Source organism: Arthrobacter sp. NPDC056886, assembly GCF_042788715.1.
Lineage (GTDB): Bacteria > Actinomycetota > Actinomycetes > Actinomycetales > Micrococcaceae > Arthrobacter.
Genome location: NZ_JBHUBT010000009.1, coordinates 175,685 through 188,241 on the forward strand (window position 1 = coordinate 175,685; position 12,557 = coordinate 188,241).

Consider the following 12,557-nt stretch of genomic DNA (forward strand, 5'->3'; position numbering starts at 1 on the left):
AGTGCGCCACGCATCCGTGACCCTAGAATGTGAGAATGCACAATTTTCAATCGCCGGGGGCCGAGTTCCGTTGGAGTGAGCTGGTGGACCAGCTGGAAGGGCGGCTGGACATCCTGGCTCAGGCCTTCACCGCCCGGGTACGGCAAATCCCGGAATACGGCGAAAGCCAGGTGACTGTCCTGGAAATCCGGGACACGGCGCGGGAAACGTTTCGCCGGCTCATCCACGGGCTGCGGGGCGGCCCGGAAGACACGGCACGGGACGGGCTGCTCGCCTTCGCTTCGGATCTCGGCTCCAAGCGGGCACGGGCCGGAATCCCGCCGGAGTCTCTAACGTCAGCCGTGCGGTTGGATTTCAGCATCCTGTGGGCCGACCTCCTGGAGATCGCCGCACCGGAGGACGCCGGCCTGCTCGCCTCGCGCGTGGATCTGGTCTGGCGGGTCGTCGACGAGTTCGCCACCCGGACCCACATGAGCTACCTGACCGAGCGCGTGCGGATGGCTCAGGAAGAATCCAGCATCCAGCGCGAATTCATCGCGCGGCTCTTCAACCAAAGCACACCCTCGGCCGAAACGTCCTCGCAGGTGGGCTCCGCCCTGGGCATCGGGCCGGATTCGCGATGCGGTCTTGTAGCTGCCAGCGGGGAAGCCGGCGCACGGCTGCGTACGTCCGCCACCCAATTCGGCTCGGGCCAGCGACGCTACAAGCTGTTCCTGCACGAATCAGGCGGGAATACCTACCTGTTCTGGCCTCTGCTCCCTGCCCGGCCCAGGGAAACCCGGAGTGTGCCTCCGCTGCCGCCGCTCTTGGCCGACATCCCCTGCGGCTATGTCCCGGAAGTGCACGGGCTGCGCGGCCTGCCCGCGGCTGCCCGCACGGCGGAGAGCCTCGCCGCCCTGCTGCGCCCGGGAGATGACGGCCCTCTGTCCGCCGATGCGGCATGGACCCGGCTGGCCCAGCAGAACCTTCAGGACGCCGGCCTCGACCTCGCCGCCCAGCTGGAGGAGGACATGGCGGAATGCCGTGGCGGGGAACGCGAGCGCCTTACTGAAACCGTGCAGCACTACCTGTCCACCGGGAACATCACGGCCACGGCGGAGCAGCTCTTCTGCCACCGGAACACCATCCTGAACCGGCTCAACCGCTTTGAGGAATTGACCGGAATCGATTTGACCGTTCCGACCCAGGCGGCCCGGCTGGTGGTCGCCTGGGCCTAACAGTTGTGTGAACACACACTTCGGGCCCATTTTTGGTGGGGTTTTCGCCATTGAGGTGTGATCACCAACACAGAATAGTTGGCTACTACCTTGCACCGGACATTCGTCCCCGCACCCCCATCTGGAGAAATTGATGGCTCAATCGGTAGAAACCACCTCCCACGCGGCTGCCCGCCTGGACCTGGCCAAGATGCGTAAAATCGCCCTCGCCAGCGTCATCGGCACCACCGTCGAGTGGTACGACCTCTTTGTATTCGGCACAGCATCCGCGCTCGTGTTCAACAAGATCTTCTTCCCCAGCTTCGACCCCATCGTGGGCACCATGCTCGCCTTCGGCACCTTCGCCTCCGCCTACATTGCACGCATGGTGGGCGCCATCATCTTCGGCCACTTCGGGGACCGCCTGGGCCGGAAGTCCATGCTCCTGATTTCACTGCTGACCATGGGCGCCGCCACCTTCGCCATCGGCCTGCTGCCGGACTACAACAGCATCGGCATCATGGCGCCTCTGCTGCTGCTCTTCCTACGCGTCATCCAGGGCCTGGCCCTGGGCGGCGAATGGGGCGGCGCCGTCCTGATGACGGTGGAACACGCTCCAGCCTCCAGGCGCGGGTTCTACGGTTCACTGGTCCAGGTGGGTGTACCCGCCGGGACCCTGATCGCCAACGTCGCGTTCCTCATTGTCGCCTCGACCGTCAGCACCGAAGCCCTCCTCGCCTGGGGCTGGCGTATCCCGTTCCTGGCCTCCGCGCTGCTCGTGGCCGTGGGTATCTACATCCGGCTGCACATCGAGGAAACCCCGTCGTTCCAGGCCGTCAAGGAAGCCGGCGCCAAGGCCAAGCTCCCCTTCGCGGCCCTCATGGCCAAGTACTGGAAGCAGGTTATCCTCGGCGGTGTCGCCACCCTGTCCACCGGCAGCACGTTCACGCTGTTGGTCGCGTCCGGCGTGTCCTACGGCAAGAAGGAACTGGGCCACTCGGAGGCCCTCATGCTGTGGGTCGTTCTGGCCGCCTGCGCCCTGTGCTTTGTCCTGATCCCGTTCTTCGGTCAGCTTTCTGACAAGTTCGGCCGCAAGCCGATCATCTACGCCGGTGTGGCCGCCGAGGCCCTCTTCGCCTTCCCGATGTTCTGGCTGATGGACACCAAGTCCGTGCCGCTGCTCTTCGTCGCCTACCTGGCCATGATGACGGCCTTCGCCGCCAACTACGGACCGATCGCCACCTTCCTCGCCGAACTGTTTGGCTCCAAGGTCCGCTACTCGGGGCTGTCCGTCGCGTACATGCTCTCCGGGCTCCTCGGCAGCGCCGCGACGCCGTTCATCACCACGTGGCTGCTGGGCATGACCCACCAGAGCTCCTCCATCGCGTGGTACATCATGGCCGCCGCCCTCGTCTCGCTCTGTGCCTTGTTCGTCCTGACCGAAACCCGGCATGGCAACATCGACGCCGTCGACTCCGCCCCCTTGGACGCAGTCACCGACACGACCGCCGGCGCAAACACGGACCCGTCCGCCGAAGCGGTGGCTGCCAAATGACAGTTCAGGACGTTGTCCCCAATGCCCTTCCCGCTGTTCCTCCCGTAAACGGGGCGGTCCGCCGGATCGCGCAGATCCCGGGCGGCGCGGCCGCCGTCGGGCCCTTCTCCCAGGCGGTCGTCGCCAACGGGTTTGTCTTCACCGCCGGCCAAATCCCCGCTATCAGCGGGCTGGACCACCAGCCGGACACGTTCGAGGACCAGGTGCGCCAGACCATCATCAACCTCCGGTCCGTGCTGGAGGCGGCAGGGTCCGGCCTGGAGCACGTGGTCAAGGTCAACGCGTACCTCACTGATCCGGACCGGCTCGAAGCCTACAACCGGGTCTACGCGGAGTTCTTTGCGGCGGCCCGGCCTGCGCGGACCACGGTCTGCGTGAGCCTGTGGGGCGTCGCGCTGGAAATCGACTGCGTGGCCGTGGTTGCCGGCACGACGGCGCCGGAGGCTCAGTGAGCACCGGAAGCGCCGTGCTTAGCGGCGAGCTCGCCGGCGGACTTGCCGAGGGGCTCGCCGCCGTCAGCTACCCCACGATTGGGCACTTCCTGGAGGACGGATTCGTGGATCCGGCCATCCGGTCGCTGCTCGACGGCGTCAAGGTGGCGGGCCCGGCGGTCACGGTGCGCATTGCGGACCATGACGCCTACGCCATGAATCGGGCACTGCTGGCGCTGTACCCCGGCGCGGTGCTCGTGGTGGACATGTCCGGAGACCACCGGCACGCGCCGGTGGGCGCCGTCACCGCGGCAGCGGCCACCGCGCAAGGCGCCGCCGGCGTCGTCGTCGACGGCGTGGCCACCGACATCCTGGAGCTCCGCGCCACCGGTCTGCCGGTCTTCGCCCGCGGGACTTCGTGCCTGACCACCAAGCGGGTCCGCAGCGGCGGCTCCGCGGTGAATGTCCCGGTGCAGTGCGGTGGCGTCCAGGTCAGTCCGGGCGACTGGGTGCTCGGGGACGACAACGGCGTGATCGTTCTGTCCCCGGAGGTGGCAGCCGAGGTCCTGGGCCAGGCGCTCGCCTCCGACGCCGCCGAGCCGGCGTTGCTGGCACGGATCGCATCCGGCGAGCCGTTGGAATCGGTGCTGGCGTTCTGAGGACGGCGCGGGGTTCGGGGCAGGGATGGGGTAGAACTTAACCATGAATGTGCGCACCCCTGACCCGAATCCCGGCTGGCTCTCCGACGACGACCTGTTCGAAGCGCGGGGCAAGCTGCCGATGGTCTATGTCGAGGCCGTTCCGGTCCGACTGGACCCCCTCGGGTTCGTGAACGAGGTCGGCACCCTGCTGCAGGCCGACGAGGACGGCGCCATGGTCCGTTCGCTGGTGTCCGGCCGCGTTCTCTACCGCGAGACCATCCGCGCCGCCCTGCTCCGCCACATGGAGAAGGACCTGGGCCCGCTTGCCTTCCCGCAACTGCCGGTCAGCCCGGTGCCGTTCACGGTGGCCGAGTACTTCCCGTCGCCTTCCCACACCGGCTTCACGGACGACCGCCAGCACGCCGTTGCCCTGGCGTACATCATTCCCGTCACCGGCGAATGCTCCCCGCGCCAGGACGCCCTCGAGCTGACCTGGATGACCCCGCAAGAGGTCATGAGCACGGACGTACAACTGGAATTCAGCGGCGGCCGGGGGGCACTGATCCGGCAGGCGCTGGCCTTCGCGGGAGTCGGCAACTAGCCGACACCCTCGGGTCCAGCGCGGTCCGGGGACGCTCGGGGCGTCCCGGGCGTCCCCGACTTCACGCACCTGATTTTGTAGACTGGTGGGCGGACCGCAAGAGAACTTTAAGGACTCCCGATGACCCACCCCCCAGCCTCCCGGAATTACAGCGAACAGCAGGCTGGATCCCTTCGGGCCGGCGACCACCTGATCCTGCCCGACGGAAACCGCTCCGCCGAGATCCATAGAGTCGACGTCGAAGCCGACGATTTTGGGACTCCCGCCATGGTTTTGGCCACCCTCAGCGGCGGCGGTGTGCTGCGGATCGCGGCGGGATCAACGATCCGGGTCACCGACGACGCCGAGTCCGGCACCGCAGCTGCGTCCGACGACGCACCAGGTGCGGGCGCCGCCGGCGCCCCATCCCCTTCCGACGACGCGCCCGACGACGGCGCCCCCGAACTTCCGGCTCCATCCGGCGACGCCGCACCCGAACTTCCGGCGTCCGGCCCCTCCCCCGAACCGGAAGGGGAGGTGACCGACGCAGCTGAGTCCGACAATACGGCGGCCGCCGTCGTCGTCCCTCCCCAGCCCGTTGCGCCGCCTGCGGTGGGCGGGCCCAGCGACGCGGACCTGGCGCTCATCCCGGTCCCCGACGGCACGCCGGAGTCTGTCGTGGCGGCCGCGGCCGAGGCCCATCAGGGCGCCGTCGGTGTGCTCCTGCTCAGTGAGCGGCTCGCCAAGGGCATCAACACCAAGTCCGGCAGCTGCCTGAAGGACCTCAGCGACCTTGCGCACGAGCTCTTCATCACCCTCAAGGATGCCGACAACGCCCTGGCGGTCGCGGACCTGCTCAACGTCCTGCCGTTCGACGGCAACCCCGACCGCTGGGCTTCCGTGGAGTCAACCCTGGCGCTCTCGAGCTACATTTGCCGCCAGCTGGGGCAGGACCAGCGCGCCGGAATCTACGAGAAATTCCTCCGCGCGCCGGAGGCCATGGAAACGGACCCGTTCAAGGCCAGGATCAACGCCAAGGTGCGCCAGCGCTCGCTCAACGAGCCCAATCTGTACGACAAGGAAATCTTCCGCTCGATCGACAACGCGAACCCGGACGCGGAACGCGAATGGCGCCTGCTGCGGCTCGAGGCGCTCCTGTTCCTGCGCGCCCACGGCGGCTCCGAAACGGTTGGCACCGCCGAGCTGGAACGCCGGATCGGCAACGAGCTCGAATCAGTCCGCGCCTGAAGCATTTGCCCCTACCCCGCCGCGGCCGGGCGTTGTAGATTCGGCCCATGACGAACAATCTGAGCGTTGTGATTAATTCTGACGCGCAGCAAGTTTGGACCATGCTGCGCGAACCCGGCAAGATCGCCCAATGGCACGGCTGGGTGGCCGATGACCAAGAGGCCGAAATCACCGAAATCTACTTCGGCCCCAACGTGGTGGAAGGCGCAGACCACACCTCCCTGGTGGTGGACGGCGGCGACGTCTTCACCTTGAAACCTGTCCCCACGGGCACGGAAGTCAGCGTCACCCGGGCAGCGATCGACCACAATTCCGAGTGGGCGGCCTGGGACGAGGACATCACCCAGGGCTGGCTGACCTTCCTCCACCAGTTGCGCTTTGCCCTGGAACGGCACCCGCACGGGAAGCGCCGGACCTTTTTCTTCTCCGTGCCCGGCACAGGCGGGTCCGCGATAGAAAAACTCGGGCTCAGCGACGTCCCGGCACCCGGGGACCCGTATTCGCTTACCCTGCCCACAGGCGAGGAAATCTCCGGCAAGGTGTGGTTCCGCAGCAACCATCAAGTTGGCCTGACGGTCCACCACTACGCCGAGCACGGGGACGGCCTGCTGATCGTGGCGGACCAGCCCGCCATCTCTGAGGTCCGGCCCGACGGCGGATCCCTCGCGATCGTCTCCACTTACGACCTCGGGGCCCACCAGCTGGACGCGATCCGCAATTACTGGGACAAGTGGCGGGCTGAGAACTACCCCACATCGGATCCCGTCCACTAAGGCAAGGGCCGCGTTAGCTGGCACACTTGAACCGTGCCAGCCAATCCTGACTTCGCCTCTTTGCCCCCTGCGCCTGCCCGGCAGTCCGAGTTTTCCTTCCGCGTCGGCAAGCGCCTGAGCGAGGCGTGCCCGCCGTCGGCCGAGCAGGTCGCCGCCAACGGCGGTGAGTTCCTGGGCCGGACCGGCACCATCGCCACCCCGCACGGGGAGATCCAGACCCCGGCGTTCATCGCCGTCGGCACCAAGGCCACGGTCAAATCCGTGCTGCCGGAATCCATTGCCGATCTCGGCGCGCAGGCCGTGCTGGCCAACGCGTACCACCTGTACCTGCAGCCGGGCGCGGACATCCTGGACGAGGCCGGGGGCCTCGGGGCGTTCATGAACTGGCGCGGGCCCACGTTCACCGATTCCGGCGGGTTCCAGGTGATGAGCCTGGGCTCGGGGTTCAAAAAGGTCATCGACATGAAGTCGGTGGACAATTCCGGTCCCGACGACGCCGTGGCTCCCGGCAAGGAACGCCTGGCCCACGTGGATGAGGAAGGCGTGTGGTTCAAGAGCCACCTCAACGGCGACCGGCACCGCTTCAGCCCCGAGATCTCGATGAATGTCCAGCACCAGATTGGCGCGGACATCATGTTCGCGTTCGACGAGCTCACCACGCTGCAGAACTCCCGCGGCTACCAGGAGGAGTCCCTTGAACGGACCCGGCGCTGGGCCGAACGGTGCATCACCGAGCACTTCCGGCTCACGAACGAGCGCGCCGGCAAGCCGTACCAGGCCCTGTTCGGGGTGATCCAGGGTGCCCAGTACGAGGACCTGCGCCGCAAGGCCTGCCGCGACCTCGGCGCGATGAACTTCGACGGCTTCGGCATCGGCGGGGCCCTGGAAAAGGAGAACCTCGGCACGATCGTGCGCTGGTGCAACGAGGAACTGCCCGAGAACAAGCCGCGGCACCTGCTGGGCATCTCCGAACCGGACGACATCTTCACCGCCATTGAAAACGGCGCGGACACCTTCGACTGTGTCTCCCCCACCCGGGTGGCCCGCAACTCTGCGTTCTATCACCCCACCGGCCGGTACAACCTCTCCGGCGCCAAGTACAAGCGCGACTTCGGCCCGCTGCAGGAAGGCTGCGACTGCTACGCCTGCCTGAACTATTCGCGGGCCTACATCCACCACCTGTTCAAGGCCAAGGAGATGGTCTCGGCCACTCTGATCTCAATCCACAACGAACGCTTCGTGGTGAAGATGGTCGACGACGCCCGTCTCGCCATCGAGGCCGGCAACTTCTTCGAGTTCAAGGCCGAGACCCTGCGGAACTACTACTCCTAGGGCGCCCCGCCGTCCCCGGCCCGGCGTCGAAGCGTCGAGGTCGCCGGAACCGTCCCAGATCGCCGGAAGTTTCCGGCGACCCCGCAGCATTCCGGCGGCCTCGGCGTGGAAGTCGCTTGCTGGGCCGTTGGGCCATCAGGCCGTCAGGTGCAGCGACGCCGAGAGTGCCGCGTCAGCGTCCCGCAGCACCTTGGCCGCCACCTGGAGGCCCTCGATCCGGCCCAGGGAGACGTCCTCGTGTTCGATGTTGACCAGCATGTTGGGGTCCACCTCGTACAGCGCGCGCAGGAACTCGGTCCAGTAGGCGGTGTCGTGCCCGCGGCCCAGAGCCACGAAGTCCCAGGCGGAGTCCTTGGGCCACTCGTTGGCCCACTCGTCGCCGCCGAGGTTGGTCCGGTTCTCCTCCGGGGAGAGCCGGCGGAAGCTGTTGTCGAGGACGCCATAGAGCGCGGCGTTGCCGGTGTTCACGCGGACGTCCTTCGCCGCGGCCTGGAAGACCAGCGGACCGAGTTCGCGGACCACCGCCACCGGATCCATCTGCTGCCAGAACAGGTGCGAGGCGTCCAGTTCGACGCCCACGTGGGTCGCGCCGGTGAGCTCGATGAGCTTGCGGACATCGGCTGTATTGAACACGATGTTCTGCGGGTGCAGCTCGAGGGCAACCTTCACGCCGTGATCGGCCGCGAGGCGGTCGGTTTCCTTCCAGAAGTCGGCCGCGATGCCCCACTGGTAGTCCAGTACGTCCAGTGCGGCCGAGTTCCAGGCGTTGACCACCCAGTTGACCGTGGTGGCCCCGGGCTCGCCGCCGGGCAGGCCGGACATGGTGACCACGCGGTCCTGTCCCAGCCGTTGCGCCAGCCGGATGGACCGGCGGATGTCCTCGGCGTGCTTCTCGCCGATTTCACGCTTGGGGTGCAGCGGGTTGCCGTTGCAGTTCAGGCCGGCGATTGAGACGCCGGTCCCCTCGAAGATCGCCAGGTAGTCGTCGCGGGCAGCGTCGCTTTCCAGGATCTGGTCCATGGTGGGGACGTGGACGGCCGGCAGGAATCCACCAGTGTTGATTTCGATGCCAGTCAGTCCCAGATCGGCGATGACCTTGAGCGCCTCAGGAAGGGGCCGGTCGTGCAGGATGGCGTTGTAGACACCGAGTTTCATAGCGTGATTTTCTTTCCGTTGTTGAGGGCGGATTCGGTGACCGCGCCGAGCAGTTCCATGTTGCGCACGCCCTCGTCGAACGTGGCGCAGCGGGGCAGGGACTCCGCCTCACTGAGGCCGGCGACTTCCTCGAGGAATGCCCGGGACTGGTAGGCGAAGGCGTCGTTCTGGCCGAATCCGACGCTGGGCGCGTCCATGGCCAGGCCGCCGGCGATATAGGGGTGTCCGGGTCCGAGGATGACCTGGCGGTAGCCGTTCTCGTTGGCCGGGCCGTCGTTGAGGAACAGCTCGATCTCCGCGGGGCGCCGCTGGTCGAACCGGGCGGCGCCGTTCTCGCAGAAGACCTCGAAGATGAGGCTGTTGGCGTGCCCGGCGGCGACTCGGGAGACCTCGAAGCCGCCGGCGCCGTTCTCGAATTCGGCGGAGAACACCGCGTAGTCGTCGTTTTCGACCGGCTCGAACGTGTCGCTGACCGCGGCGTGGTCGTGGCCCATGACGGCGCCGAGCGGCAAGGGGCGCTTGTCGATCACGGTGCTGAGGCGCCCGCCACTGATGGACTTGATGTCGCCGCAGAGGAACTCGGCGACGTACGTCAGGTGGCTGCCGACGTCGGCCAGTGCGCCGGAACCCGGGCCGCCCTTGTAACGCCAGCTCATGGGCGCCGACGGGCTGAACCCGTAGTCGGTCCAGTAGCGGCCGCTGAAGTGCAGGACGTTGCCCAGGACGCCGGTACGGATGAGGTCGCGGATGTAGGCGATACCCGGCGTGCGGCGGAAGGTGAACCCGATCCGGGCGATCGAACTGGCGTTGCGGGCGGCCTCGGCCATGGCGCGGGCGTCCTCGATCGAGTCACTCAGCGGCTTCTCGCACAGCACGTGCTTGCCGGCGGCCAGCAGGCCCTCCACGACTTCGCGGTGGAGGGAGTTCGCGATCACGACGCTCACGACGTCGATGTCATCGGCCTTGGCGATTGCCTGCCACGAGGTGTCATTGCGTTCGTAGCCAAAACGCTTTGCGGCCAGGGAACCGAACTCGGCGTTGACGTCGCCGATCGAGACCAGCCGGATAGGAGGGAGAACCGGGCTGTAGAGCGCGGACGCCGTACGGTACGCGGCCGCATGCGCTTTTCCTGCCATTCCGGCGCCGATTACGGCGACTCCCAAACTGTCAGCCATCGATTTCTCCTTTGAAATTCGGCCAGGCCGACGGCCCGACGCTAGAAAATTGGAGCGCTACAAAAATCAGCGCCGAACAAAAGCATAGCTATGTCCATATGTCCTGTCAATGGTCGACTGGTTATCCTCGGATGAGACGTGAAAGGCTCTGCAGATGTCGTTGAACACCCCTCGAACCCGCCGCCCGACGATCTACGACGTCGCCAAGAGCGCCGGCGTCTCCCCGTCGCTGGTGTCCCTAGTGCTTCAAAACCCGTCGAAGGTCAGTGAGAAGCGCCGGGAGGCAGTCCGGACGGCCATGGCGGAGCTCGGTTACCGGCCCAGCCGGGCCGCGACCACGCTCGCCAGCAGTCAGACGAAAAGCATCGGGCTGGTCATTGAGGACTTCCGGAATCTCTGGTTCGTAGACCTCCTTCGCGGCATCGAATCCGCGCTGTCCCCGCACGGTTACCAGGTCACCCTCGCGGACTCCCGGCCGGGCGAGAACCGCATCACCGAAGCCACCGACGGGCTGCTGTCCATGCACGTGGAGGGCCTCGTCATCGCCGCCGAGCCAAGCGAGTCCATGATGGCCGGGACCTGGGTTCCCGCCGTCGTCGCCGGCTGGCGAAACGGCGTACCCTCAGGCGCCGACCTCATTACGAACGACGACGACGGCGGCGGCCGCATCGCGGCGGAGCACCTGCTGGGGCTCGGCCACACGCGGATCGGACACCTTTCGGGCTCCGGCGGCGCCGCTGCCCACCGGCGGGACGGTTTCCGCGGCGGCATCGTGGAGGCCGGCGTCGAGGTCCTGATTGCCGGTGAATCCCAGGGGACCTCGGAGGAGGATGGCTACGCCGCCGCCTGCTGGCTGCTCGACCACCACCCCGACACAACCGCCCTGTTCGCAGCCAACGACACCATGGCCCTGGGCTCGCTCGCCGCAGCCAAGGCCCGCGGCTTGTCCGTACCGGCAGACCTCTCCGTGATGGGCTACGACAACTCCCAGCTGGCCAAGTCGCGGTACCTGGACCTGACCTCGGTGGACAACCGCAGCGACGTTGTAGGGTCCGATGTCGCCAACACCCTGCTGGCACGGATCCAGGACCCCACGCTCGAACCCCGGCGCAAGCTGATCGAGCCAGCCCTCATCGTCCGCGGCACCACGGCCCGCGTTTCCGGCTGACACGGCCTCGCCGGGCACGTCCCGCCAACCGGCCCGCCCACCCGCCCCCCGGCCCGCCCGCCGTCGAAATCGCGGGAAGCCACCGAACTCGCCGTAAATTTCCGGCGCTTCCGCCGCGTTCCGGCGAACTGGGCGGCACACCTTCCCAAAAAGAGCGGTCGCAACAAGTCCCGGTGCGGCCCCGCGTTTTCCACATAACGACGGCGGGGACTGCCGCCCGTTCCCCCGGCAGCTCAGGCTGGTGGCATGACGCAGAACCCTTTGGAGCTGCCGCCGACGGGCAACCTCTGGCGGACCGAGCAACTGCTGGAGCTCGGCTACGGCTCGCGCGCGATCCACTCGCTTCTGGACTCAGGCGTCATCGTCCGGCTCAGGTACGGCTGCTACATCCGAGCCAGCCTGTGGCGCGCCCAGTCCCCCATCGTCCGCGGCCGGCAGCTCATCTACGCCCACGCCCACGGAACGTGCACGACGTCGACAGGCACCTTCCTCTACAGCCACATTTCCGCAGCGCGCCTCCGCCGCCTCCACTTGTGGGACGTGGATGATGCGATCCACATCCTCCAGAAAGTGCGCCCTTCGAATGAGCGCCACGGCAGGGACGTCCGCTGCCACACGCGTCCCTTCGCCGATCACGACGTCGCAGTTGTGGACGGTCTCCGGACGACTTCTTTGGAGCGCACAACGGCCGATTGCGCCATGCTGCTGCCCTATAGGCAGGCATTGATCCTCACTGACCACGCGCTTCGCCTCGGCGCGGACCTGACCGTCCTGCAGTCCATGGCAGATGATTTGGACGGACGGCGAGGGATCCGGACGTTCCGCCGCGTCCTCGCCTCGGCCGATCCGCGGTCCGAATCTCCGGGCGAGACCTTGACCCGCGACCTGATCCTGCGGTGCCGGATCAAGCCCCCTGAGCCGCAGCTTGAAGTATGGAGCCGCGCTGGGCGCCACCGTCTGGACTTTGCGTGGAAGGAAGAGAAGGTCGCCCTCGAGTTCGACGGCAAGATCAAGTACTTCGATTACAGCCCCACAGCCGACGTGGTCTTCGAGGAACGGCGCCGCGAGAAGGCCCTGACCGAAGAGGGCTGGCGGTTCGTCCGCGTTGAGTGGAAGGACCTGTTCCTGGAACAGGAATTCAAGAGCCGTCTGCTTCGTGCGCTGGCCGGCCGCCCGCATCCGTGAGCGTCGAATTCGCCGGAAGCCCGCGACGTCGCCCGAAACTTACGGCGATCCCGCAGGTTTCCGGCGAATTGGGGGCGGCGACCACCGGCGGAGTGGGCGGCGGCCGAAGGCGGAGTCT

Annotated in this window: 12 protein-coding genes; 10 read left to right on the plus strand and 2 right to left on the minus strand. The window is 67.0% G+C overall.

Features of this window, described 5'->3' with window-relative positions:
* Positions 1 to 35 precede the first annotated feature (35 nt).
* The 8 genes from ACFRJ8_RS16620 to tgt all read left to right on the plus strand — a co-directional run bounded on the left by ACFRJ8_RS16620 (position 36) and on the right by tgt (position 7,756).
* Positions 36 to 1,217: a PucR family transcriptional regulator gene (locus ACFRJ8_RS16620; RefSeq protein ID WP_377987252.1), complete on the plus strand. Its 1,182-nt coding sequence runs from the start codon at positions 36 to 38 to the stop codon at positions 1,215 to 1,217.
* Positions 1,218 to 1,350: 133 nt separating this feature from the next.
* Positions 1,351 to 2,751, plus strand: coding sequence for an MFS transporter (locus tag ACFRJ8_RS16625; RefSeq protein WP_377987253.1), 1,401 nt, complete (start codon positions 1,351 to 1,353; stop codon positions 2,749 to 2,751).
* Positions 2,748 to 3,203: a RidA family protein gene (locus ACFRJ8_RS16630; RefSeq protein WP_377987254.1), complete on the plus strand. Its 456-nt coding sequence runs from the start codon at positions 2,748 to 2,750 to the stop codon at positions 3,201 to 3,203. Before ACFRJ8_RS16625 ends, ACFRJ8_RS16630 begins: the two co-directional genes overlap by 4 nt.
* Positions 3,200 to 3,841 (plus strand): RraA family protein, encoded by a 642-nt coding sequence (locus tag ACFRJ8_RS16635; protein WP_377987255.1) that lies wholly within the window; start codon positions 3,200 to 3,202, stop codon positions 3,839 to 3,841. Before ACFRJ8_RS16630 ends, ACFRJ8_RS16635 begins: the two co-directional genes overlap by 4 nt.
* Positions 3,842 to 3,884: 43 nt before the next feature.
* A complete protein-coding gene (locus tag ACFRJ8_RS16640) occupies positions 3,885 to 4,424 on the plus strand; it encodes an NUDIX hydrolase family protein (protein WP_277526612.1) in 540 nt (179 codons plus the stop codon).
* 120 nt (positions 4,425 to 4,544) lie between these two features.
* Positions 4,545 to 5,651, plus strand: a complete 1,107-nt coding sequence (locus ACFRJ8_RS16645; RefSeq protein WP_377987256.1) for a DUF6707 family protein — start codon at positions 4,545 to 4,547, stop codon at positions 5,649 to 5,651.
* A 47-nt stretch (positions 5,652 to 5,698) separates the two neighbouring features.
* Positions 5,699 to 6,424 (plus strand): SRPBCC domain-containing protein, encoded by a 726-nt coding sequence (locus ACFRJ8_RS16650; protein WP_377987257.1) that lies wholly within the window; start codon positions 5,699 to 5,701, stop codon positions 6,422 to 6,424.
* Positions 6,425 to 6,457: 33 nt separating this feature from the next.
* Positions 6,458 to 7,756, plus strand: coding sequence for a tRNA guanosine(34) transglycosylase Tgt (gene tgt / locus ACFRJ8_RS16655; protein WP_377987258.1), 1,299 nt, complete (start codon positions 6,458 to 6,460; stop codon positions 7,754 to 7,756).
* A 135-nt stretch (positions 7,757 to 7,891) separates the two neighbouring features.
* Here tgt and ACFRJ8_RS16660 read toward each other — a convergent pair whose 3' ends face one another.
* Complete coding sequence (locus tag ACFRJ8_RS16660) at positions 7,892 to 8,911, minus strand: sugar phosphate isomerase/epimerase family protein (RefSeq protein ID WP_377987259.1); 1,020 nt, start codon at positions 8,909 to 8,911, stop codon at positions 7,892 to 7,894.
* The gene (locus tag ACFRJ8_RS16665) at positions 8,908 to 10,086 is read right to left on the minus strand and encodes a Gfo/Idh/MocA family protein (protein WP_377987260.1); all 1,179 of its coding nucleotides are present in this window, start codon (positions 10,084 to 10,086) and stop codon (positions 8,908 to 8,910) included. The genes ACFRJ8_RS16660 and ACFRJ8_RS16665 overlap by 4 nt, the downstream gene beginning before the upstream one ends.
* A 154-nt stretch (positions 10,087 to 10,240) precedes the next feature.
* Between ACFRJ8_RS16665 and ACFRJ8_RS16670 the strand changes: the two genes are divergently transcribed.
* Both ACFRJ8_RS16670 and ACFRJ8_RS16675 read left to right on the plus strand, forming a co-directional pair.
* The gene (locus ACFRJ8_RS16670) at positions 10,241 to 11,254 is read left to right on the plus strand and encodes a LacI family DNA-binding transcriptional regulator (protein WP_377987261.1); all 1,014 of its coding nucleotides are present in this window, start codon (positions 10,241 to 10,243) and stop codon (positions 11,252 to 11,254) included.
* A 246-nt stretch (positions 11,255 to 11,500) separates the two neighbouring features.
* Positions 11,501 to 12,439, plus strand: a complete 939-nt coding sequence (locus tag ACFRJ8_RS16675) for a hypothetical protein (RefSeq protein WP_377987262.1) — start codon at positions 11,501 to 11,503, stop codon at positions 12,437 to 12,439.
* Positions 12,440 to 12,557 lie beyond the last annotated feature (118 nt).